Here is a 21,800-nt window from a genome sequence, read left to right as displayed (position 1 = left end):
TATGGACGTTCATTTGTAAAAAATGTTTAATTTTCGTTAAAAATTAATATTTTACATACATTACGATATAATGAAAGCCATATATCATCCTTTTAATCCCCTTTTCAGAATGGAGTCGAGAATTGTGGTTTATCCCGTTTTGACCATTGTGGTCCCCTGTTATAACGAAGAAGAAGTACTCCCAGAAACGGTATTCCAACTTACGAACGTATTACAAACTCTCATCTCTGATAAACTAATTGCCACCGCAAGCACAGTGCTGTTTGTCGACGATGGCAGCAAGGATGCAACTTGGACGCTTATTGAGCGGTTCCACGCCTCCAGTCCCTTTATGACTGGGCTTAAGCTTGCGAAAAATGCCGGGCATCAAAGCGCTTTGCTTGCAGGGCTTATGAAAGCCAAGACCTATTCGGACTGCGTCGTTTCCATTGATGCCGATCTACAGGATGACACGAATGTCATTCGCGAGTTTATCGTCAAATTCCATGAAGGTTACGATATCGTTTATGGCATACGACAGGATCGCTCAGCCGATACGTTTTTCAAACGAGTCACGGCCCAAGGCTTTTATAAGCTAATGACAACGCTCGGTGTGAAAATTCATTACAATCATGCGGATTTCCGCTTAATGAGCAAGCGCACCCTCGAAAATTTGGAGAAATTTCAAGAGGTCAATTTATTTCTGCGCGGCATGGTGCCTCTACTCGGCTTCCCATCCACTCAGGTCTATTATGACCGTAAAGAGCGTTTTGCCGGAGAATCCAAGTATCCGCTTCGCAAAATGCTCGCATTCGCCTTCGATGGCATCACGTCGTTCAGCGTAACCCCTATTCGCTTCGTCACTATGATGGGTTTCCTCTTATTCGCGTTGAGTGTCGTTGCCGGTTTATACGCAATTATAGGCAAAATCCTTGGAGCGAACGTTACCGGTTGGACATCGCTTATTCTTTCAGTTTGGTTCATTGGGGGCGTTCAGCTTCTCGCTCTCGGCTTAATTGGTGAATACATAGGAAAGATATATAAAGAAGTGAAGCAGCGACCGCTTTTCGTCATTGAAAAAGATTTGACAGCGACTGGACAGGATCAGGAAATTGAAAAAGATTTGACAGCGACTGTACAGGATCAGGAAGCGGTTCATCCTCCATCCACCCAAGTAAGCTCAACTCGGTGATCGTATGATGAGCCGGATAAAAGCTTTGTTGACTAGCAGCTTCGCGCGCTTCTTACTTGTCGGTCTGTTCAATACGTTAGTTGGCCTGTCAGCCAGCTTTGCTTTCTTTAATCTGCTGCACCTGAATTATTGGATATCCACTTTCGCAGGAAATACCTTAGGCGCGATAGTAAGCTACACGCTGAATCGTACATTTACGTTTCGTTCCAATGTCAGCGTCGGCAGCAGTTGGTGGAAATTTGCTGTTGTTATTTTGAGCTGTTATGGTCTTTCTTATGGGCTAAGTTGGGCGCTTGCTGAAGCGGCAAGGTCTGTCATGCCATCCATGCAGGCAGATTGGCTGCACAATGCTGCCATTTTGGTTGGGAATGGCCTATATACGATTGGCAATTATTTGGGACATAAATATTTTACATTCCGTACTCATGGTACGGAGAACCCCAGGGCATCCTAATCATTAAGAGGTGATGCCTAATGGCACGAAGAAGAAGCAACCGGGCCATCGTGCCCGGATCGGAACACGGCCTTGGACTGCTCAAGGCTCAAGTCATGAAGAATCAGGGGTATAATGTCAACCCAGAACGACCTGATCTCGTTAAATATGAAGTAGCCCGAACGCTTGGCGTTCCCCTTCAGCAAGGCTACAACGGGCAGCTTAGCTCGGAGGATGCGGGCAAGGTCGGAGGTCCGATTGGAGGGGCAATGGTGCGTGAGCTCGTGCGCATGGCGCAGCAGCAGCTGGCGAATCAGCGGCCACCGCAGCGATAGGTTCATGACAGACAGCCATATTCCGCCGCGGGTGTACATAAACTAGTAGCAAGCTGCTCGCAGCGCTACTTTCTATGTAGAAGTCAGGTGATGATGGCCGATGAATCCCCCAGGCAACCGAACGCCTAAGCCCGCTTGGAAAGGGCTGTCGGCGCAAGCCGGCGATGTGCTGGGCCCCGAATTCTGGCAGGATATTGCCAGTATCATCCCGCTAACCGGGCCAAGAGTCGATATGTATGAGACATCGCAGGAACTCGTTGTTGTGGCTGAAGTTCCCGGATTGTCTTCGCCGGAGCAGATTCAGCTTTCTTTCCGTGACCAATCGCTGCTCATGCGAGGGATGCTCGTTCGGCCCTACCAAGTACTTGATGAACAAATGCGGTTGTCCGAGCGATTCTTTGGCGCATTCGAGAGAGCTTTCCGCCTACCTGGTAACGCTATGACCGATCAAATGCGGGCGCAGTATCACAACGGTTTGCTTATCATTCGTATCCCGCTTGCTCCTCCGGATGGAGAGAAAGTTATTCCGATACAGTTCACGTAATGAGTACACTGTGAACCTAATAAAGATTACCCTCTAACTGGCCTTACTGGCCGATTGGTTGGTAATCTTTTTCAGTAGATAAGAAAGTATAAGTATTATACTTTCTTATCTACCTTGACAAACGCGCTCGTCCTGAAGGACGACGGAGTCGTTTATCCTTGTATCCATAAATTAATCTTTAACAAAAAGAGAAATGAATCTCCCTTTGTCCCCATATAAATAAAAGAGATCGTTCGGAAACGCAGGATTGGAGGGATTACTGTGGTGCGCATACAATTTCAATCTATTCATATTGATGGAATCGCGGAAACATCCAGTGTGAATAGGGGTACAAATCGGATCATTGGAAGGCGTCATTCCGAGAAGATTAACCAGGGGCTCGGGGAAATAAGCGGAGAGCACAATGTTGTTCTAGGTGGCAAGCATACTGTCCAAGATGGCGACACCTTTGATGTTAAACCATCTACACGGAAGAGCTGAGATTAATGATGTGGTTTCAAAAAAAGAAAACGTCCCCGCCTAAAGCGCAGCCAACTACAGGAACAACTACAGCGAAAACATCAACCCCAGCTAGTTCTGCTAGCTCTGGAGCTAGTTCTGGCGCTAGTCTTGGAGCTAGATCAGAAGTTAAAGCTGGAGCCACGTCTCCCGTTCATGATCAACATGTACAGCAATTAGAACGGCGTCTACGTAAATTGGAAGAAGAATTAGCTGATCTTACTGCCAAACACCCGAAGATACATATAGATACCCTGCATATTCATCAACCCGTTTTAGAGAACTTAACCTTTCGATTGGATCATCTCGATATCAAGGAACTAAGCGGTTCTTTGAACTTAGGCAACAATTTCGGCGCCAAGCCAAGTGAGAAAAGTGTCCCGGTTGATGAAGTTTTTAAACGTGCTCAAGTGTCAAAAGAAAGTAAGACCGCCGGCTCTCGTACAGCAGCTGAAGGTGTAGAAGCTGATTCACAAGCTGCAGCCGCTCCGAAAACCGAGCGAACCGCGACCGGATATAAATACACACCACCGCAGTCCAAATCGTAAAGAGGTGATACAAGGTGTCCTCCTTCATGTCCCCAACATTCATTATCGGCTCAATCCGCATCGGATCGGTACAAAGCGCATCCTGTCTCAATATGGGCAATAATTGGCCGACTGATTTTCAAAGCAATCAGAAAACGGTCCAAGGCTTTGGCGCTGTCGAAGGCGACAACAATCAGTTAGTTGGAACGCGTTCTATGCTCAACGACTCCGATTTCCTTGATATGCTCAACATCGGCGATAACGAAACGCCCGATTGGCTGCAGGACATGATTGCCAACCAGGCTAGGACGTCCGGCTTTACCCCTGCTCCCGCCAGCCCGCAGGCCGAACATACGACAAATGCTCCGCAAACTGCTGATTAGAGCAGCTGCGGAGCATTCTTTTTTATACTCGGCCAATGATCAAATCCCCTTTGGTATAAGGTGCATCGATGATGTCATTATCGTAAACCGTGTTGATATTATAAAGCACGTAATTATGATCACCGTCTATTTCTCCAAGGCCGTTGTTCGCTTTCCCACTTGTAGACCAATTCACTTGTGTGTTGGTGCCAATAAAAATTCCTGATGCATCGGAAATGGAATTAACATGGATAGAATCAAATTCAATAAGCGGCGGATCTAGTGGGCACGGTAATTTCAACATGGTTTCACCCACCATTCAACTATACTTGGTTAGTGACAGCTGGTTTAAAATCTTGATCATTAATTGGTGAATCAATAAAGTCGTTGTCATAGATGAAATTAACAATATTGGCGGAGACAGAATTGCCGATCCACTGACCGGTTCCGTAATTGTTTTTGCTGTGTGAATCCCAGCTGGATTGCGCATTCTCACCGATCCCGATGGTTGCATTCGTATTCTGGTTGTTAATATTAATCATGTTAAAAACGATGGAACTCGGCACACTGCTCACTCCCTGTATTTGGATAACTTCCAGCTTCTTCTGCCCAGCTTGAGGGACTTGGGCCGGAGACTTGTATGTTAGCCTATTCATCCAGAGCCGAAATGGTACCAAAAAAAAGACCCTTTCCCATATCGGGAAAGAGTCCTCCTTTACCACCAGAGTCCTGGACCACCGAAGCCAAAGCCACCGCCATAAGGGTAACCACCAAAGCCACCGCCATATCCAAATCCACCATAAGCATAAGGTGCAGTACCAATCGCTAACAGATCAAATAAAACCAATGGAATAATCGCTTTTACTTGAACCTTTTTGCCTTTTTGCGGAGCGACAATCAACGTGTTACCGCTGATCCTCACCAATTTACCAGTTACTTGAGTTCCGTCTTTCTTAAGAGCCACGATATTTTTCCCGACCAATTTCCGAACGTCGTCTTTACGAATTTTGGATGCCACGAACGTCCACCTCCTTCAGCTACCAGAGATACATTGCTCTACAGTGTACGGCTGTGTAGGTAATATCGCTTGGATAGCTGTCCATTCTCCTATATAAATACGCAGTTGTCCCTCTTTCTGTTCAACCAAGGATAAACGACTCCGTCGTCCTTCTGGGACGAGCGCGTTTGTCAAGACTGATGACGCGAAGTATAAAACTTATACTTCCTTATCTACGCAAAAAAATTGCCGTCTCTCCAGCCCTAAGGCCAAGATAACGACAATTTTATGGATAAAAACTGCTTATGCTTTGCGAATCTTTCCAAGCTCTGTGGTAATCGCATCAATTTCGCTAATGCTGAAATTTTCTTTGCTGACGACCAAGTCATATAAGTCCTTCAAGTCCTCATATACTTCCTGCTTGACGTTCGAGGCTTTAATCGACCCACCGGTAGCCATGCGAAGCTTTCTCTTAATTTCTTCAAACATATATTCCACGTTTTCTTCCGACCAAATGTTCAAATCCATAGCTTTATATTCTTCCTTCCTCTAAGCGCGTGTGCCACATTAAGGAGCAAGCTCCCCTTCTGTTATTCTAAAGCACTTATCGGATGTTGTAAAATGAAATCCATTGGCTGATTTAAGCAGATTCTGTGTTGACAAGTGTCACTAGCGGACGCTGCTGTTCATAGGAATCTAAATCTAAGCTGACACAGATGAGGCGGATATGCTCTTCAGCCAGTTTCCGCGCTTCCTCATAGGATTGTTTAAACTGAATGCAGTAGGAGATGAGGCCATGTAAGGACATAAACAAATTCCACGGAAGAGTAAACTTCCTGCTCTCGGCTCCCGGTTGATCGGCCATCACTTGACGGATGACAATAGCAAACATTTCCAAGGACTGTGCTTGCTCTGTTCGTGAATATTGCTGCAGCTCTGGCTCGTTAATCATGAACATCATTTCGTAATGATGCGGATTGTTCAAACCAAACCAGACGAACTCCATCATCAACTTTTGAAGCAGATTCACGCTAAACCCTTGCTCACGAACAATCATTTCCCGCTGACGCTGTACTAATTCGGAGAAATCTTCCTTAATTAACGCATAAAACAGTTCAGCTTTCTCATTAAAATGGTAATATAACGCACCATGGCTGTACCCCATTGCTTTAGCGATGCTGCGCATCGTTAAAGCGCGATAGCCGAAAGTAGCGAATAATTCCCGCGCTTCCGCAAGTATTCGTTCTCTGCTAAGCTCTTGCGCGACTGCTTTCCTAGCCATTCCTATCCCTCCGCATCCTTAGCTTCTCTATGAAATTAGTTGTGCCTTGTAACCCAAGCCTGCCTATTCCGGCAAGCTCTTATGAACCCTGTATTCGTTCTCTCCTGCGATAACAATGCCTTGACCTTGTGTGAAATCAGTTGCCCAGTTGATAAATGCATCCGCTGCCGCTGCCAAAGGATAACATGCCACAGTCACTCTATCCGTAAACTGAATGTCTCCTAGGAGCATCCCCTGACTTCTCAACTCGTTCTCGAGTTTGCCATACCACGTATAGTCAACCTCAATCAGCACTTGCTGATGATTGACTTTATAAATTGGCTGTCCTGCTTCAATGCCTACCACGGCTCCATCCGCATAAGCTCGAATGAGTCCGCCCGCGCCAAGCATGATGCCGCCGAAATAACGGGTAACGACAATAACGATATTCTTAAGTCCTTGATGCTTAATCACTTCCAGAATCGGCTTTCCTGCTGTACCGCTCGGTTCCCCATCATCAGATTGCTTCTGAATCTGATCCCTTTCTCCGATGACATAGGCGCTGCAGTTATGTGTGGCCGACCTGTGTTCCTTCTTGATAGCTTCAATAAATAGGGTAGCTTCTTCTTCTGACTCTACCGGTTTGGCATGACCGATGAAACGCGACTTCTTGATGATGATTTCCGACGATCCGTACGATTGGATAGTTTTGAAATGTGCTAGCATAGCCGACCTTTCTTGGTAGAAGGAAACATCTGTTTCATTATATTCTACACACATCCTTTGACTTCGACAATATAGAAAGAAAATTTACCACATAAATAATGGAAATTTTCGATGGAAAAAACGACCAATCCGATAGGATTGATCGTTTTTTTGCTTGGCATTATGAATTAATTCTGCAAGCGTGCTTCGAGCTCCGCTTTTTCCTTCTCATAACCCGGTTTGCCTAAGAGGGCAAACATGTTCTTTTTATAAGCTTCAACGCCTGGTTGGTCAAAAGGATTCACACCCATCAGGTAACCGCTGATCCCGCATGCTTTTTCGAAGAAATACACCATATATCCGAAGGAGTAAGGCGTCATATCCGGCAGCGTTACGATCAGGTTCGGTACGTTACCGTCTGTGTGAGCAAGCATCGTACCTTGGAAAGCTTTCTTATTCACGAAATCCATCGTTTTCCCGCTCAGGAAGTTGAGTCCGTCCAAATCATCAGGATCTGTGCCAATTGTAATATGGTCAGCCACTTGATCAACTTGAATGACCGTTTCAAACAGAATCCGGTTGCCATCTTGAACGAACTGACCCATGGAGTGCAAATCCGTCGAGAAGTCTACCGATGCTGGATAAATACCTTTGTAATCTTTGCCTTCGCTTTCACCGAACAACTGCTTCCACCATTCCGATACGAAATGCAGGGAAGGCTCGTAGTTAACGAGAATTTCGATCGTTTTCCCTTTACGGTAAAGTGAATTTCGAACAGCAGCGTATTGATAAGCTTGATTCTCGCTCAACTTCGGATTGGAGAATTCATGCTGCGCATCTGCCGCGCCTTTCATAATCGCTTCCACATCAATACCCGCTGTCGCGATTGGCAATAAACCAACAGCTGTTAATACCGAATAACGTCCGCCTACATCATCTGGAATGACAAAGGTTTCGTAACCTTCTGCTGTAGCGAGAGTTTTGAGAGCACCCTTCTCTTGATCCGTTGTAGCATAGATACGTTTGCGCGCAGCTTCTTTACCATATTTCTTCTCTAACAACTCACGGAAAATACGGAAAGCAATCGCTGGCTCTGTCGTTGTACCAGACTTTGAGATCACGTTCACAGAGAAATCTTTGCCTTCAAGCAATTGAAGCAAATGCGTAACATATGTAGAGCTGATGTTATTTCCTACGAAATAAATCTCAGGTGTCTTACGTTTATCTTTTGGCAAAATATTATAGAAAGAATGAGACAACATCTCTAGCGCCGCGCGTGCGCCCAAATAGGAACCGCCGATACCGATAACAACAAGCGCCTCGGAGTCGGATTGAATTTGTTTAGCAGAAGCCTGAATACGAGCAAATTCCTCACGATTATAATTCTCAGGAAGATCAACCCATCCTAAATAATCGGAGCCTGCACCCGTTTTGTTATGCAGCTGTTCATGCGCTAGCTCTACTTGAGCCGCCAAATAATCAACCTCATGCTGGGATAAAAAGGATAGTGCTTTACTGTAATCAAATTGTAGTTTCTTACTCACTATGCTCGCCTCCATCTCTATTTTTTTCCTTTTCCTAGCATACTTATTTGCCTGTCCAAAAGCAAGTAAGCGATCCTATATTGAATGATATTCATCGATGAGCGATCACGTAAGCGGAGAGACTTTGGTCTCGGACCACAGATCCCTATAAAGTAATTCACAGGTTATAATTGCCATGATAAAATGAATCTAGAGGTGAAGGATCATGAAACGTATCGGCTTTATTGGACTTGGCACTATGGGCAAACCCATGGCTGCTAACCTTATTCAAAAAGGTTTTATGGTAACTGTATATAATCGGACTGCTGAAAAAGCGGACGAGCTAGCCCATCTTGGTGCTGAAATGAGTTTAACTCCTGCGGAAGTAGCTCGCAGTTCGGATGTTCTGATTACAATGCTTAGCAATGACGCTTCACTACTTGAAACGTTCTACAGTGAGCAGGGCATTCTGAGTGGCATTCATCCCGCTCTGACGATTATTGACTCCAGTACCGTAGCCCCACAAACAAGTCAAAAGCTGGCTGAGGAGCTCGCAGCGCATTTCGTCGACTTCCTCGATGCGCCTGTCACTGGCAGTAAACCTGCTGCCGAAGCAGGCACGCTTACTTTCATGGTCGGCGGCAGCCAAGAAGTGTTCGATGAGCATCAGGATGTATTCCTCGCACTTGGCAGCAAAGCACTTTACCTCGGGCCGAGCGGCTCCGGTTCGTATGCCAAGCTTGCCCACAACACGATGGTGGGCATTAATTTAGCCGGCTTAGCCGAAGGCTTATCCATTGCGGTTAAAGCAGGGGTGAACCCTGCTCAATTCTTAGATATTGTTCGCTCCGGCGGAGCGAACAGCAAGATGGTTGAGCTGAAAGGCGATAAGATTATCGATCGCGATTTCAGCAATCAATTCTCCCTGAAGCTGATGCTGAAGGATCTGCAGCTTGCGCAGGAAATTACGGGCAAGTTCCAACTGCCGACGCCTATGCTGCAATCGGCAACCAACTTATTCCAAATCGGCCTAAGTAAAGGCCTGGGTGAAGAAGATTTGAGCTCCGTCATTCAGTGTTATGAAGAATGGATGGGGCAGCAGGTCGTTCGACCTAGCGAGCCTGTCGTTGCTGCAGAGAAGCCGGCATCGCCGCTTTCTGGCCGCGAACGCCGCCGGAACACGCGCGTGAAGCTGGACATTAGCCTTAAGCTGTCCATTTACCAGTGGGAGCAGGAAGGTTCCTTCTCCGGCCAAAACATCGACGGTACCCTCTTCGACTTGTCCGAGAGCGGACTGCAGATCACATCTGCCGCCCCGCTTGCGCCGGACATGTTCATCGTCATCCACTTCCCGCAGGAAGCGGAGCTGCCGCCAATCACCGCTCGCGTGATTCGCATCGAGCCTGACGGCCGCAACTTCCGTTATGGCTGTATGCTGTCTGCGTTGCCGCCTTATGTGCGGATTAAGCTGGAGCAGTATATTGAGGATCATATTGCGTATGCAATGTAGGAAAACCCTTTTAAAGAAACCCTTAGAATCGACAAGCCACGACAACCAGCAAAAAGAAATAGTGATTATACATTAATGAAATAGTGATATAGGTTTACGCGACGCGTGAAGAACATGCCGTCTTTCCCTTTTGGGAGAGGCGGTATTTTTATTTTGCAGGGGAGGTTAGGGCTTGGCTTGGCTTCTCTTCTCTTCTCTTCTCTTCTCTTCTCTTCACTTAACACACTGCACACACTGCACACACTGCACACACTGCACACATTGTACTATAGCAAACTGCACTGCACTACAACTACACTACAACAGACCAGACCAGACCAGATCAGACCACACCACACCACACTACACTACACTACACTACACTACACTACACTAGACTACACCAGGTTAGCCCACACCACAGCTCAACTTAAAGTTGAACATAGCGTGAAAATAAGAAAAAACACTTTATATTTGGAGGTTGGAATGATGGACTTTGTAAAAGAGCATGAAAACTTTGTAAGATTCCATGAGGAGAAACGCTCAGGAGAGCGATTGCGCCGGTTAAATGAGGGGCATGGCTATGCGGAAAAACAGTTTATACAGAATATCTGGTGGCCGGTCATTGGGCATTTTCGCCATCTTCATCCCGAGTATGAAGTAAGAGATTTTCAGGACAACACCAGATTTGTCGACTTTGTATATCTCCGTCCGCCGCATCGGATTTGTTTCGAGATCGACGGTTACGGTCCGCATGCTCGAGATATTGACCGCTCTCGTTTCGGGGACAACTTAATGCGGCAAAATCAGTTGGTTCTGGACGAATGGAAGGTTTTTCGGTTCTCACTTGATGATATCACCCAGCATCCGCGACGCTGCCAACAAGTCGTCCTCAACATCATGGCGCGATGGTATGGCGATCAAACTCAACTTATATCACTCACACATCGAGAAAAAGAAATCGCTCGGCTGGCAACGAGTACCACTGATCCACTAAAACCACAAGTAGTGGCTGAACATCTTGGCATCCGAGTTGAGCACGCATGGAAGTGGCTTCGCAGCCTGCACAGGAAAGAGATAATAAAGCCAGCAAGTGGGGAACGAAGGATTCACTCTTACATTTTGGATCCTGGAGGGCGGAAATTGTTCGTTTAGGCTAATTTTGAGGGGTGGCGGCTGAAATTGGTTGATGCTCCCACGGAACCCCAGAATAGAAGTCTTTAGAGGCTTCTATTTGTGCCAATTCTAGGGTTTAAGTGAAAATAGAAGCTTCTAGAGACTTCTATTTGTTAAAAAAGTGGCACCAAGTTGGATTATCTATGCAAATAAGAGTCTTTGGAGGCTTCTATTTACCTCAAGTGAAGAGAAAATGACAAAATAAGAGTCCCTTGGGACTCTTATTTTAGGTGCGAGATGAAGTGTTACTAGCAATTCACCTATTTGCTGGTGATTTCTGGATCGCTGTTGAGTATTAGCAACTTACGTCTGCCCAGACGCTTTCGGAACTCGTCAGCCAAACGGTGAAATTCCACTCTAGCTTCTGCATCCTCTGTGCTCATCCAAGCAGCGGATAAGAAATTAATAATCTTATTCGCATCATCAGAACTCATCATATCCCCCCTTTCCTCCTCTATCTGATCAAAACGAGTTAGCTCGCTCCCTTCAATAATCCGAATCAGCTTGTCCGCATACTGCGGATCCGTTGCATACCCTACGCGCTGCAGCTCTTGACTAGCACACCTGTAATCTCTTTCATGCAGCACATTCACGTATCTGGGATTGCCTGCAAGCAGCAGCGAATGATCAAGTATGCTATCGTACCAGCTGTCGTACACACGAAAGCCACCTACAATTTGTATCCACTTGCCGTTTATGAATTCCTGCGTTACTTGCTGTTGCCCACTCCCCTTGATCCCAAACAAATTATTACCGGGAGCTGAGCGACCCCAGCCACTTTCCAGAATAGCCTGCGCGATGGTCACACTCTCTAAAATACCAAACTCCCGCATATCCTCTTGTGCAGCTGAAGCTAATTGATCAATAAAGCCATCTTTGCTCATAACCCCTCCTCCTTGCCTCGCAGCACTTGAATCATCTGCTTCATAAAGCTGGGCAGCGGAAGCCCTAATCGTCCATAATTTTCAGTAATGGAAATAAACTCATTTGCCAAATAAAAATAAATTGCTCCCGTCATCATCAGGTCCGTATCCATCAGAATATCCATGCGATGCGCCAGCATAATCACAAGCAGCATCAGCCCTTTGCGGGCAAGACCCCAGTAGCCAACTTGGCTATTAAGTCCTCGCTGTTCCTTCATCGAGGCGGCAATGCCCGTTACATAGTCGACTAGTATTGCCATGAGAAATAAGCTAAGAAGTTCGTTCCACTCGCCAAAGGCATAGGTTACGAAACCGCCGAGCGCGGCTGAAATCAGATTAAAACCAATTTGGTTCATTCGTTTTTGCTCCTTTCTGAATGTGATATTTTCCCTACTGACAGTTCGCCTTCACTGGCTTAGCCATCATACTATTTGCCCGACTCAATTTTGCCAGCCTCAAAATCCATATCAAAGCACAGTAAATTACGAACAATCCGTTTGAATCCAAGTTCCATCCGTTATTCAATTCCTCTTTGGAATAAGATACCTTAATATGAATTTATGTTGCTGTCTGAACGCCAGCGATGAGAGGTAACATGCCTTGCGGAGTTGCAGCGGCGCCCGTTAAAGTAACGGTCAGAATCCCTGTGGACAAGTCCCCTGAGCGAATCGTTGCACTTGAATTAATCACCGTTAACCACCTGCTATCAGCGCCTCCCATTGGCAATTTAGCTTGTTCAGCCAATCCCAGCAGTAATATTTGAGCGGCCAACTGATACTCATTGGCCGACCTCGCAGCAATCTGCCCAACGAATTGTTTCGTAAGCTGGCATGCACCTCTTGACTCCGACGCACTCTGTAAGCTCAAACACTGCCATGAGACGCTAGGTCGACACGTACCGTTGAATCCACGGTATACGCGCCACTGTGAGCCTAAAGCCGCTTCCGTAAATACGGTTATAGCTCTCAGCCAAGTTTCTAGCACAGGCTTTACTTGTCGAAGGATCAGGAAAGATTTCATGAGGCACCTGCCTGCCCCATCCTTCTCCTGCACAGCGGGCAACGCAGTAATTTGCACTGTGTAGGTTAGCCCGTCCACCTCGATGACACCGTCATCCGGATTGAGCAGCTTGTTAATAGCGCTCCAGATGCGATCTTGCGCCCCCACCGGCGTTGTGCTTCTCACGTTCAAGCTCAGCTTGCGCCAGCTACCCGGCGCGTCTAACTTGAACTCCGCGCTGCCACCAACGTGACTGAGCCAAATAGCCTCATCCGGGGTCTGTGGAACACCGTCCACGAACAAGTCGTTCCCAAGGTTCCCCACACCTTCGGACTTTAGATAAAGTGCTAGCTGATTTGCCATGTTAATCATTCACTTCTTTTACCTCCTTCCTGTCGAAGCATCGTTACAGCACACCAGCCTGCCGTTTCCGCCTCTTTGACTCATCTGTAAGCATGTTTTACATCGTCTCAGCGACGCTCTCTCCGCCAGAGCCCTACATAACGATGTAAAACATCGTTATATAACTTCACTCCAACGTTCTCACTTACCACAAGATTTTTAGTGTTCGGTGTTCGGTGTTCGGTGTTCGGTGTTCGGTGTTCGGTGTTCGGTGTTCGGTGTTCGGTGTTCGGTGTTCGGTGTTCGGTGTTCAGTGTTCAGTGTTGAAAGTTGAATGTTGGCGGCAAATGTTTTGAAATTCAAAACATTTTTTTCTTTTCAAAACGGTCACTGCCTAAAAATGACCTAACTACCACTCGTTTCACTCCTTCCATTTGTCCCGTAAGCAGCCCTACAAGATCTGCTCGATCCGGACATTATCCGTTGCGTCCTGTTCAACCTAATCACCTCCCTCACTACTCTACACAACGATCATACCACGGCGTCAATCTAGCGAACTGCCAAGAAGCGGCCAACTTATGGTCACACTCCCTTAGTTGTTTGTATGCCTCTTATATACATTCTCTTCCTACACCCCATAGCCCCAAGCCCCATATCAGCATTACTCTTTAGAAAGTATCACCTCTAGCCGCAGCATGTAAGCAAGCTTAGCTATCGCCTTAGCCTTCACCCTGCGATAAGTACGCTCACTCAAATTCAGCTCATGGAACAGCAAGAAATCGAACAACTTGTCCCTTTGCAAATAACGTTTGCTGATCATTTCCTGTTCAAGTTCATCAAGCAGTAACAACGCTTGCTCTACCTCAGCGCATAAAACAACCAATTGTTCCTCCGTGTCTGCCTGGTACACAGCTGTCTGCTCCTTCACCTTGAATACCTGATTCGAGTCCGAAATCGTTCCTCTCTCTCTCCGCGCATACCCGATCGACCGGTACATTCGAACCGTTTCGAGCACATCTTCCACCCGCTTGCGCGTTGCCCGTCGATTAATTTGTTCTTGCTCTATGTGTAAAATACGTTCCACCATTCTCCGACCATCTCCTAAAATTTGTCGTTTTGAATTTCTAAACAAATCATACGTCTTCTTGTTTTAAAATTCAACACAAAATGTTTTGAAAATCAAAACTTTCTATCCGAACCCTCTTGTTTTTTGTAGCATCAACCCTTTACAATAGAAACAGGTGATGAAGCTATGAAAGATATGGTGCAATTCGGCATTCGAATCCGGCATTTGCGTCAGCAGAACAATTTCTCTCTTAGAGAACTCGGAGAAAGATCCGGTGTCAGTTATTCGTTTATTAACTCCATAGAAAATAACCGCTTCAATCCATCCAGGGAAACTGTTATCGCCTTAGCCGATGCGTTTAGAGGTGCTAATAAGGACGAGCTTCTACTGCTCGCCGGATTTGCTCCGACGGAAGAAGATGCGCTAGAAGGACCGCTTGGACCGAGCAGTTCCGTGGAAGTCGATGATCCTGAAGTAAGCTTATTTTTCAAAGATTTCAAAAATGCGCCCAAAGAGCGCCGAGACGAAATGCTCCGCTTCTGGAACTTCATCAAAGAGCAGCAGATGACCCGCAAACCAGACAGTCAACAGTAACAGTTTCCTTTGATGAACGAATTCATCATGGTTGATACGAAGCAAGTTAAGTTGTAAACTTATCCTTCTACAATATAGCCAAGCCCTAGCGGGCTTTTCTTTGCCTTAAATAAACGAACATATATTCCTATAACGAGGTGTTTGCCCTGTTCACTCACTACCAAACCACCCCTCTGGAACAATGGGTCGAGACTTTATATCTCCAACATGAGATCACAGAGCCATCTCAGCTTAGCATGACCAATTTGGCTGCTAAACTGCATATTTGGGTTTATGCGATGGATATGAACAGCATGGCTGTCGAAAATAATGGACAATTCAGTATTAACGTAGACCGACGTTTATCTGCCAAGGAGCAGTGGGAAGACTTTCTTCACGAGCTTTGTCATGTGCTTCGCCATTCCGGCAACCAAATGATCATGCCAGATCGCTATGTCGATTGGCAAGAGCAGGACGCAACGGCCTTCCAGCTCTACGCGGCAATACCTATTTCTATGCTTAAGAAACTCCCGCTGCCCGAGCAAAAGAACGAAATGATCGCCCTTCTTTCCGAAGAATTTCAAGTAACTCATCGGCTTGCAGCCGCACGCATAGAGCAAATTCAGCGTCGTGTCCTACAAGGCATTATGGATCATGAGTACCAGCTATTTACACAAAGCCAAAGCCAAGCTAGCAAATATAATCCAGCCAATTGGTCCGATGCAACTCGCCTCATCATGGACAAGCTGGAGCATCTGAAGCAAAAAGGGGCACCCTCTGATGGCTAAGCTTACCGTTTTTTATGACTTCCATGAAGAGCGCATCCAGCCATTTCTCATGGCGCTTCGTTTTCGGCCTAACGAGCTAGATTGGAACAAAACTTCGATGTACGTTCCATTAGGCGCTCCGTTTCAGCAGCTTAAGATGGAAGAAATCCCTGACTTAGAGGCTGGAATAACCGTCCTGCTGGATGACCTCGTCATTAATCCAGGACACCCCCAATGCATCGGCGTCAGCCTCTCCAGGATTAAACTGCGGCATATTACGCTTCTTAATGACCTTCAATACATCCAGCAACTATGGATACGCATGAGCGACATCGAAGAAGTGCTGCAGATGGATACCCGCTCCCTCTATCCCTGGTCATCCAATTAAATCCCCCACAAGGAAAATAAGCGCGTTTTCCGCGCTTTCCGCGAGAGTTCCGCGAGCCAAAACTCGCTGACAGAGAGTCCGAGAAGCCGAAAATCTACTTCTCAGCAGGCCATCCAGCGCGCTCGTTCTGAATAAGCTCGTAAACCGCGCTTATTCAATAGTACACGAATACAAAGGGGTAAGCTTTGCTAACCCCAAACCAATTCTGGAAAAAAATACCATACTTCTATCGGACAATATGTCCGATAGAAGTATGGGATCTGAAGGGATATCTCTTCCCTATTTAATTACTCATGAATATAAGAGCAAATATAATCGCTAACTGTTTTCACTTCGAGCTTGAATTTTGCATTGGCGGGAACTGTGAATTCACCTTGGCCGCTGATGGTAATCCATTCGCTGCTGCCTGGAAGCAATACGTTCAGCTCACCCGCTTGGATTTCCATGATTTCTTTTACATCTGTTCCAAATTCGTACTCACCCGGGAGCAAAATGCCGAGTGTTTTTTTAGTGCCATCGGCGAATTGAACGGTGCGGCTAGTTACTTTACCGTCGAAATAAACGTTGGCTTTCGTTAATACAGTTACATTTTCAAAGCTAGACATGGTAATTGGTTCCCCCTCTAAAATGACTAAGAATAAAGCCAAGCCCACGCGGTGGTGGGCTGTGGCTACCTTATAACTAAGACAATAGAGCTTTCACTCTAGCTGCTACGTTCTCTGGGTAGAATCCGTACTCTTTGAGAACCAAATCCCCTGGTGCGGATGCTCCAAATGTAGAGATACCGAGGATGGATCCTTGGTCGCCAACGTAACGTTCCCAACCAAGCGGGTAAGCCATCTCAACAGCTAGACGCTTCTTCACTTCCGGCAGAATGACGGAGTCTTTATATTCTTTGGACTGTTTCTCGAACAGTTCCAAGCTTGGCAAGCTTACGACACGAACGTTAATGCCATCGGCTTCAAGAAGCTTTTGCGCCGCGACAGCCAATTGTACTTCGGAGCCTGTTGCCAGAATTTGTGCAACTGGCTTGCCATTTGTAGCATCGGATACAACGTATCCGCCTTTGCTTAGGTTTTCCTTTGCGCCTTGGACTGTGCCTTCAAGGATCGGTAGGTTTTGGCGAGTCAACACAAGTGCAACTGGCCCCTTAGCTTGGGAAATCGCATAGCGCCATGCTTCTGATGTTTCGTTACCATCGGCTGGGCGAATAACGGTGATACCCGGAATGACACGAAGCGCTGGCAATTGTTCAACCGGTTCATGTGTCGGTCCATCTTCACCAACAGCGATACTGTCATGCGTTAGAACGTAGATCACCGGAAGTTGCATAAGAGCAGCAAGACGAATCGATGCACGCAGATAATCGGAGAATACGAAGAATGTAGCTCCGTATATTTTAACTCCGCCATGCAGAGCCATACCGTTCATCGCTGTACCCATACCGAATTCACGAACACCAAACCATAAATTGCGGCCTGCATAGTTGCTGGCACTATAATTGGATTCGCCTTTGATCATCGTGTTGTTCGAGCTTGCCAGATCCGCGGAACCGCCGATCAATTGCGGCAAATTAGGTGCAATCGCGTTGATTGCATTACCGGAAGCAACGCGAGTCGCCATAGGCTTGTCTGATGTGCTGTAAACCGGAAGATCTGCGTCCCAGCCTGCTGGGAATTCATTATTCACAGCCGCGCTGAACTGGTTACCGAGTTCTGGATATGCCTTGATGTAGTCATTCAACAGGTTGCTCCAAGCTTGTTCAGCTGCAGCGCCTTCTTTTTGAATTTCAGCGTAGTGCGCTCTTACTTCATCCGGAACTAAGAAGTCCGGCTCCTCCGGCCAGCCGTAAGCTTGCTTCGTCAGCTTCACTTCTTCGCCGCCAAGTGGAGAACCGTGAGGTCCAACGTGTCCGCCTTTGCCGCCTTTGTTCGGGCTGCCGAAACCGATTGTCGTTTTCACTTCAATCAAAGTTGGGCGCGTTGTATCAGCTTTCGCTTCAGCAATTGCTTTGGAAATCGCCGCAAGATCATTTTGCTCTTCTACGCGCAGCACTTGCCAGCCGTAAGCTTCAAAACGCTTCTCAACGTTCTCGGAAAATGCCATATTAAGCTCGCCATCCAGCGAGATATCGTTGGAATCGTAAAGCATGATTAATTTGCCCAATTTAAGGTGAGCTGCCAAGGAAACGGCTTCAGATGAAACGCCTTCCATCATATCGCCATCACCACAGATTGCGTATGTATAGTGATCGATTACAGGGAAATTCTCTTTATTGTAAGTCTCTCTCAGATGAGCTTCCGCCATGGCCATACCAACTGCCATACCAATACCTTGTCCAAGTGGACCCGTCGTTGCGTCAACACCTGCTGTATGACCGTATTCTGGATGCCCTGGCGTTTTGCTTCCCCATTGGCGGAAGTTTTTGATCTCTTCCATTGGCAGATCATATCCGCACAAGTGAAGCAGGCTGTATAGCAGCATGGATCCGTGGCCGGCTGAAAGAACGAAACGGTCGCGATTGACCCATTTAGGATTAGATGGATTGTGCTTCATATGCTGTTTCCACAGCACGTAAGCCATTGGCGCAGCCCCCATGACCATACCTGGGTGACCTGATTTGGCTTTCTCAACGGCGTCGATACCCAACGTACGGATCGTGTCTACTGCTAATTGCTCAATTGTTTTGTTTGTTACTGTCATTCGAAAATTCCCTCCTATATTTCTGTATTTTCGTCAATCAATGACTTGTACATACAAGTGACTTTTATCGCTTGCATTATTGTACCATTTGCTTTAAAGCTTTGCCACAATAACCCGCTAAAACATCGCCACCCAAAGTTGTCTCTTGTAAAATAGGCTGCATCCAGCAACGGACACAGCCTAATCTATAATTAATTAAACACAACTGTCTTGTTATTATGCACAATAATTCGATCTTCTACATGCCACGCTACTGCTCTAGCAAGGACAATCCGTTCAATATGTCGACCGATTCTTTTCAAATCTTCGACGTTATCACGGTGACTTACTCTTTGCACGTCCTGCTCAATAATCGGGCCGCCATCCAATTCATCGGTCACATAATGTGCTGTAGCGCCAATGATTTTCACCCCACGGTTATGGGCTTGCGCATAAGGCTTCCCGCCGACAAAGGCAGGCAGGAAGGAGTGATGGATATTAATGATGCGGTTAGCGTAGTGTTTAATAAAAGATGGCGAGACGATCTGCATATAACGAGCTAATACGATCGCATCAACATTGTCTCCAACAACTTCAAGCTGACGACGCTCGGCTTCTGCCTTCGTATCCGCGGTAACCGGAATATGGTGATATGGAATTCCGAAAGGCTCGACGAGCGATTGCATGTCCGGATGGTTACTAATGACCATCGCGATATCCGCGTTAAGATCACCAGCGCGCCAGTGCCAAAGCAGCTCAAGCAAAGCATGATCTTCCTTCGATACGAAGATAGCGATGCGCTTCTTCTGACTAGCAAGAGAAAGACTCCAATCCATGGAGAACTTGTCCGCAACGACAGAGAAATCCTTTCTCAACTGGTCAACTCGGCTACCAAGCTCCATTAAATCGAACTCGATCCGGATGAAAAACATACCGCCCTCAGGATCCATTGTGTATTGATCGGATTGCACGATATTCGCACCATACTCAAACAAAAATTGCGAAACCGCCGCGACGATTCCTGGTTGATCCGGACAAGAGATCAACATTCTTGCCCTATTCACCATTACGCTCTCCTTGCGCAATGAGTTATTCGTACTTCCCTGTTCCATGTTAATCCCCCTAATAGCTTTAACTTTCTGTAAGAAAGTTTTCTTTTTAGTTTTCTGTAATCGATATTAAACTTTCTTGAGTATATCTTTACCTGCGAGCCAAACGATCAAACGTTGATTAATCTGCTCCTCGCTGAGGTCAGAAAAGAGGTTCTCTTCATGCAGCATATCATACAAGCGCTCCAGCGGCTCACGTCCGTCCGCTTTCTTAGCCTTGGCATCATTTTTCAATAATTCCCATGTGTTCAGAACGAAATCACGGTGATGAATGTCTTTTTTACCTAACAAAAAGTCAATTCGCTCTACATGATCCAAGAATTCTCCGCCAAAACGTCCACTAAGGTTACCGGACAGCAGCGCAATTTCTGCTTCGTACATCGGACGCTGCGTTTTATCTTCTTTACCGATCCAAGGAGTTTCAAGAATCATTGGCAAATGCTGCAGTTTTTCATGGTTGGCAACATTATTCATAGCTTCAAAGCCAATCCAACCTGAGCCAAGCGGAGCGTGACGGTCCTTGCTGGCTCCCCGAGGATTTTTACTATCATTCAAGTGAATAACTCCAAGCTTTTCTAGACCGATTACTTTGTCAAAATGATGCAGAACGCCATCAAGGTCGTTCACAATATCATACCCAGCGTCATGAATATGGCAAGTGTCCAAACAAACGGATAATTTATTGTTAAACTCTACTTGTTCCATAATTTCAGCTAATTCCTCAAAGCTGCGGCCAATCTCCGTCCCTTTGCCAGCCATTGTTTCCAACGCGATGTTCACATTAGTATCTTTAACTCCTGCAAGTACTTCGTTCAGACCTTCCGCGATTCTGGCAATGCCATACTCCGCATCCTTGTCTGTGTAAGCCCCAGGATGAAGAACGATATTGCGAACGCCAATATAGTCTGTCCGACGAATTTCTTCCTGAAGGAAACGCACGGCTAACTCAAAGGTATCTTCTTTATAAGAACCTAGATTAATAATGTAGGGAGCATGTACGACGATTTCGTTCATCGCATGCTTCTCCATCACAGCTTTACCTTCTTCGATAAATTGTTCCTCAATCGGTTTACGGCGCGTATTTTGCGGAGCGCCTGTGTATATCATAAATGTGGAAGAACCGTATGTGACTGCCTCTTCTGCTGCATTTAACAAGCCTTTATCTGAGAACGAAACGTGCGAGCCTATTTTGGGCATAATGGTTAACTCCTTTTTGTGTGTCTACTACGCAACTACTTAGGTATGGAAGACTAAAGTAGTTACGTCTACTACCTTCCTATTTTACTAGGATTGTCGCAAGAAATCTAGAAATAAGGTATAATTCTTAAAGATATATGGATGTAGGCTAGTGAGGTGACAAATAAATGGCTAATGATTTTTTCATGTGGTTCATCATTTTCTGGGTATGTGTCCTGCTTTTGTTCATGTCCATTGGCGGATATTTCATGTTTCGGAAGTTCCTAAAGGTGCTCCCCAAGGAAGACGGTAAGTCGAAGCTGGATTGGCAAAATCACTACGTGGACAGCTCGCGGCACTTATGGACAGAAGACTCCAAAACATTTCTCGATCAATTGGTATCACCAGTACCGACAGCCTTTAGAGATATTGCTAAGCATTCCATCGCAGCTCGTATTGGACAGGTTGCCCTGGAGGCGCATGCAAGTGAAGTAACGCGTGACCATTGTATTCAAGGTTACATTCTCGCAACACCGCGGCGTGACTATAAGAGCTTGACTAGCTTCCTCGAAAAGCAGCAGATTGACTATAGTGCGCATAAGCATTTACTCCAATAAAATGAAAAAGCCTTCCCGCTTTTTACGTAAGAGGAAGGCTTTTCCTTTATAGGTTTTGAAAGCGTTTACAATTTATAACAAAAAAAACCGGTCTTACTCCACCCTTCGGCTAAATAGACAAGGGCAAGGCAAAATCG

Annotated in this window: 28 protein-coding genes; 13 read left to right on the top strand and 15 right to left on the bottom strand. The window is 46.2% G+C overall.

The features are described 5' to 3' along the window. The first annotated feature begins 109 nt into the window (after positions 1-109). From ASD40_RS20950 to ASD40_RS20920, 7 genes are all read left to right on the top strand, one after another. Entirely contained in the window at positions 110-1,171 is a 1,062-nt protein-coding gene (locus ASD40_RS20950; RefSeq protein WP_057305063.1) for a glycosyltransferase family 2 protein, read from the top strand. A gap of 4 nt (positions 1,172-1,175) precedes the next feature. Continuing rightward, on the top strand, positions 1,176-1,625 hold the full coding sequence (locus ASD40_RS20945) for a GtrA family protein (protein ID WP_063860157.1): 450 nt from the start codon (positions 1,176-1,178) through the stop codon (positions 1,623-1,625). A gap of 20 nt (positions 1,626-1,645) precedes the next feature. Then, on the top strand, positions 1,646-1,939 hold the full coding sequence (locus ASD40_RS20940; RefSeq protein WP_029199178.1) for an alpha/beta-type small acid-soluble spore protein: 294 nt from the start codon (positions 1,646-1,648) through the stop codon (positions 1,937-1,939). Between the two features lie 100 nt (positions 1,940-2,039). After that, positions 2,040-2,483 (top strand): Hsp20/alpha crystallin family protein, encoded by a 444-nt coding sequence (locus ASD40_RS20935; RefSeq protein WP_057305061.1) that lies wholly within the window; start codon positions 2,040-2,042, stop codon positions 2,481-2,483. Between the two features lie 261 nt (positions 2,484-2,744). Further along, the gene (locus ASD40_RS20930; RefSeq protein ID WP_057305060.1) at positions 2,745-2,963 is read left to right on the top strand and encodes a hypothetical protein; all 219 of its coding nucleotides are present in this window, start codon (positions 2,745-2,747) and stop codon (positions 2,961-2,963) included. Between the two features lie 5 nt (positions 2,964-2,968). Beyond that, positions 2,969-3,529: a hypothetical protein gene (locus tag ASD40_RS20925; protein ID WP_057305059.1), complete on the top strand. Its 561-nt coding sequence runs from the start codon at positions 2,969-2,971 to the stop codon at positions 3,527-3,529. Between the two features lie 26 nt (positions 3,530-3,555). After that, positions 3,556-3,891: a hypothetical protein gene (locus ASD40_RS20920; protein ID WP_063860158.1), complete on the top strand. Its 336-nt coding sequence runs from the start codon at positions 3,556-3,558 to the stop codon at positions 3,889-3,891. Between the two features lie 22 nt (positions 3,892-3,913). Here the strand turns inward: ASD40_RS20920 and ASD40_RS20915 are convergent, their stop codons facing one another. The 7 genes from ASD40_RS20915 to ASD40_RS20885 all read right to left on the bottom strand — a co-directional run bounded on the left by ASD40_RS20915 (position 3,914) and on the right by ASD40_RS20885 (position 8,377). Next, positions 3,914-4,174 carry a hypothetical protein gene (locus ASD40_RS20915; protein WP_057305058.1) on the bottom strand — a complete coding sequence of 87 codons (261 nt, stop codon included), beginning with the start codon at positions 4,172-4,174 and terminating at the stop codon, positions 3,914-3,916. Positions 4,175-4,193: 19 nt separating this feature from the next. Further along, positions 4,194-4,547: a hypothetical protein gene (locus ASD40_RS20910; protein ID WP_057305057.1), complete on the bottom strand. Its 354-nt coding sequence runs from the start codon at positions 4,545-4,547 to the stop codon at positions 4,194-4,196. A 38-nt stretch (positions 4,548-4,585) separates the two neighbouring features. Beyond that, entirely contained in the window at positions 4,586-4,888 is a 303-nt protein-coding gene (locus ASD40_RS20905; RefSeq protein ID WP_057305056.1) for a hypothetical protein, read from the bottom strand. A gap of 282 nt (positions 4,889-5,170) precedes the next feature. Further along, positions 5,171-5,395, bottom strand: coding sequence for a DUF1128 domain-containing protein (locus ASD40_RS20900; RefSeq protein WP_057305055.1), 225 nt, complete (start codon positions 5,393-5,395; stop codon positions 5,171-5,173). A 112-nt stretch (positions 5,396-5,507) separates the two neighbouring features. Further along, positions 5,508-6,149 (bottom strand): TetR/AcrR family transcriptional regulator, encoded by a 642-nt coding sequence (locus ASD40_RS20895; RefSeq protein WP_057305054.1) that lies wholly within the window; start codon positions 6,147-6,149, stop codon positions 5,508-5,510. A gap of 63 nt (positions 6,150-6,212) precedes the next feature. Further along, the gene (locus tag ASD40_RS20890; protein WP_057305053.1) at positions 6,213-6,854 is read right to left on the bottom strand and encodes a YigZ family protein; all 642 of its coding nucleotides are present in this window, start codon (positions 6,852-6,854) and stop codon (positions 6,213-6,215) included. A 167-nt stretch (positions 6,855-7,021) separates the two neighbouring features. Then, the gene (locus ASD40_RS20885; RefSeq protein WP_057305052.1) at positions 7,022-8,377 is read right to left on the bottom strand and encodes a glucose-6-phosphate isomerase; all 1,356 of its coding nucleotides are present in this window, start codon (positions 8,375-8,377) and stop codon (positions 7,022-7,024) included. Between the two features lie 205 nt (positions 8,378-8,582). Here ASD40_RS20885 and ASD40_RS20880 point away from each other — a divergent pair, with 205 nt between their 5' ends. Together ASD40_RS20880 and ASD40_RS20875 are read left to right on the top strand one after the other, a co-directional pair. Further along, a complete protein-coding gene (locus ASD40_RS20880) occupies positions 8,583-9,866 on the top strand; it encodes an NAD(P)-binding domain-containing protein (RefSeq protein WP_057305051.1) in 1,284 nt (427 codons plus the stop codon). Positions 9,867-10,400: 534 nt separating this feature from the next. After that, positions 10,401-11,000, top strand: a complete 600-nt coding sequence (locus tag ASD40_RS20875) for a DNA-binding response regulator (protein ID WP_235549322.1) — start codon at positions 10,401-10,403, stop codon at positions 10,998-11,000. Between the two features lie 281 nt (positions 11,001-11,281). On the opposite strand, the gene ASD40_RS20870 is transcribed toward ASD40_RS20875, so the two are convergent. The 4 genes from ASD40_RS20870 to ASD40_RS20855 form a co-directional block, all read right to left on the bottom strand. After that, complete coding sequence (locus tag ASD40_RS20870; RefSeq protein ID WP_057305049.1) at positions 11,282-11,905, bottom strand: glycoside hydrolase family 73 protein; 624 nt, start codon at positions 11,903-11,905, stop codon at positions 11,282-11,284. Further along, positions 11,902-12,300, bottom strand: coding sequence for a phage holin family protein (locus ASD40_RS20865; protein WP_057305048.1), 399 nt, complete (start codon positions 12,298-12,300; stop codon positions 11,902-11,904). The genes ASD40_RS20870 and ASD40_RS20865 overlap by 4 nt, the downstream gene beginning before the upstream one ends. 202 nt (positions 12,301-12,502) lie before the next feature. Next, positions 12,503-13,315: a minor capsid protein gene (locus tag ASD40_RS20860; protein WP_057305047.1), complete on the bottom strand. Its 813-nt coding sequence runs from the start codon at positions 13,313-13,315 to the stop codon at positions 12,503-12,505. A gap of 631 nt (positions 13,316-13,946) precedes the next feature. Continuing rightward, complete coding sequence (locus tag ASD40_RS20855) at positions 13,947-14,372, bottom strand: ArpU family phage packaging/lysis transcriptional regulator (RefSeq protein ID WP_057305046.1); 426 nt, start codon at positions 14,370-14,372, stop codon at positions 13,947-13,949. Positions 14,373-14,537: 165 nt separating this feature from the next. Here ASD40_RS20855 and ASD40_RS20850 point away from each other — a divergent pair, with 165 nt between their 5' ends. The 3 genes from ASD40_RS20850 to ASD40_RS20840 all read left to right on the top strand — a co-directional run bounded on the left by ASD40_RS20850 (position 14,538) and on the right by ASD40_RS20840 (position 16,079). Continuing rightward, positions 14,538-14,945, top strand: a complete 408-nt coding sequence (locus ASD40_RS20850) for a helix-turn-helix domain-containing protein (protein WP_057305045.1) — start codon at positions 14,538-14,540, stop codon at positions 14,943-14,945. A gap of 245 nt (positions 14,946-15,190) precedes the next feature. After that, a complete protein-coding gene (locus ASD40_RS20845; RefSeq protein ID WP_162257235.1) occupies positions 15,191-15,712 on the top strand; it encodes an ImmA/IrrE family metallo-endopeptidase in 522 nt (173 codons plus the stop codon). Further along, positions 15,705-16,079: a hypothetical protein gene (locus ASD40_RS20840; protein ID WP_057305043.1), complete on the top strand. Its 375-nt coding sequence runs from the start codon at positions 15,705-15,707 to the stop codon at positions 16,077-16,079. The genes ASD40_RS20845 and ASD40_RS20840 overlap by 8 nt, the downstream gene beginning before the upstream one ends. A gap of 287 nt (positions 16,080-16,366) precedes the next feature. On the opposite strand, the gene ppnP is transcribed toward ASD40_RS20840, so the two are convergent. The 4 genes from ppnP to ASD40_RS20820 all read right to left on the bottom strand — a co-directional run bounded on the left by ppnP (position 16,367) and on the right by ASD40_RS20820 (position 21,067). Then, positions 16,367-16,684, bottom strand: coding sequence for a pyrimidine/purine nucleoside phosphorylase (gene ppnP, locus ASD40_RS20835; protein ID WP_029199427.1), 318 nt, complete (start codon positions 16,682-16,684; stop codon positions 16,367-16,369). Positions 16,685-16,760: 76 nt separating this feature from the next. Further along, positions 16,761-18,782 carry a transketolase gene (gene tkt / locus ASD40_RS20830; RefSeq protein ID WP_057305042.1) on the bottom strand — a complete coding sequence of 674 codons (2,022 nt, stop codon included), beginning with the start codon at positions 18,780-18,782 and terminating at the stop codon, positions 16,761-16,763. 191 nt (positions 18,783-18,973) lie between these two features. Beyond that, complete coding sequence (gene purU / locus ASD40_RS20825; RefSeq protein WP_057305041.1) at positions 18,974-19,873, bottom strand: formyltetrahydrofolate deformylase; 900 nt, start codon at positions 19,871-19,873, stop codon at positions 18,974-18,976. A gap of 66 nt (positions 19,874-19,939) precedes the next feature. Further along, the gene (locus tag ASD40_RS20820) at positions 19,940-21,067 is read right to left on the bottom strand and encodes a deoxyribonuclease IV (protein ID WP_057305040.1); all 1,128 of its coding nucleotides are present in this window, start codon (positions 21,065-21,067) and stop codon (positions 19,940-19,942) included. A 167-nt stretch (positions 21,068-21,234) separates the two neighbouring features. Between ASD40_RS20820 and ASD40_RS20815 the strand changes: the two genes are divergently transcribed. Next, positions 21,235-21,663 (top strand): DUF2621 domain-containing protein, encoded by a 429-nt coding sequence (locus ASD40_RS20815; RefSeq protein ID WP_057305039.1) that lies wholly within the window; start codon positions 21,235-21,237, stop codon positions 21,661-21,663. Positions 21,664-21,800 lie beyond the last annotated feature (137 nt).

Source organism: Paenibacillus sp. Root444D2 (assembly GCF_001426375.1).
Taxonomy (GTDB): domain Bacteria; phylum Bacillota; class Bacilli; order Paenibacillales; family NBRC-103111; genus Paenibacillus_E.
The sequence above is the reverse complement of the archived record's forward strand: the minus strand, read 5'-3'. Positions and strand labels throughout refer to the sequence as shown.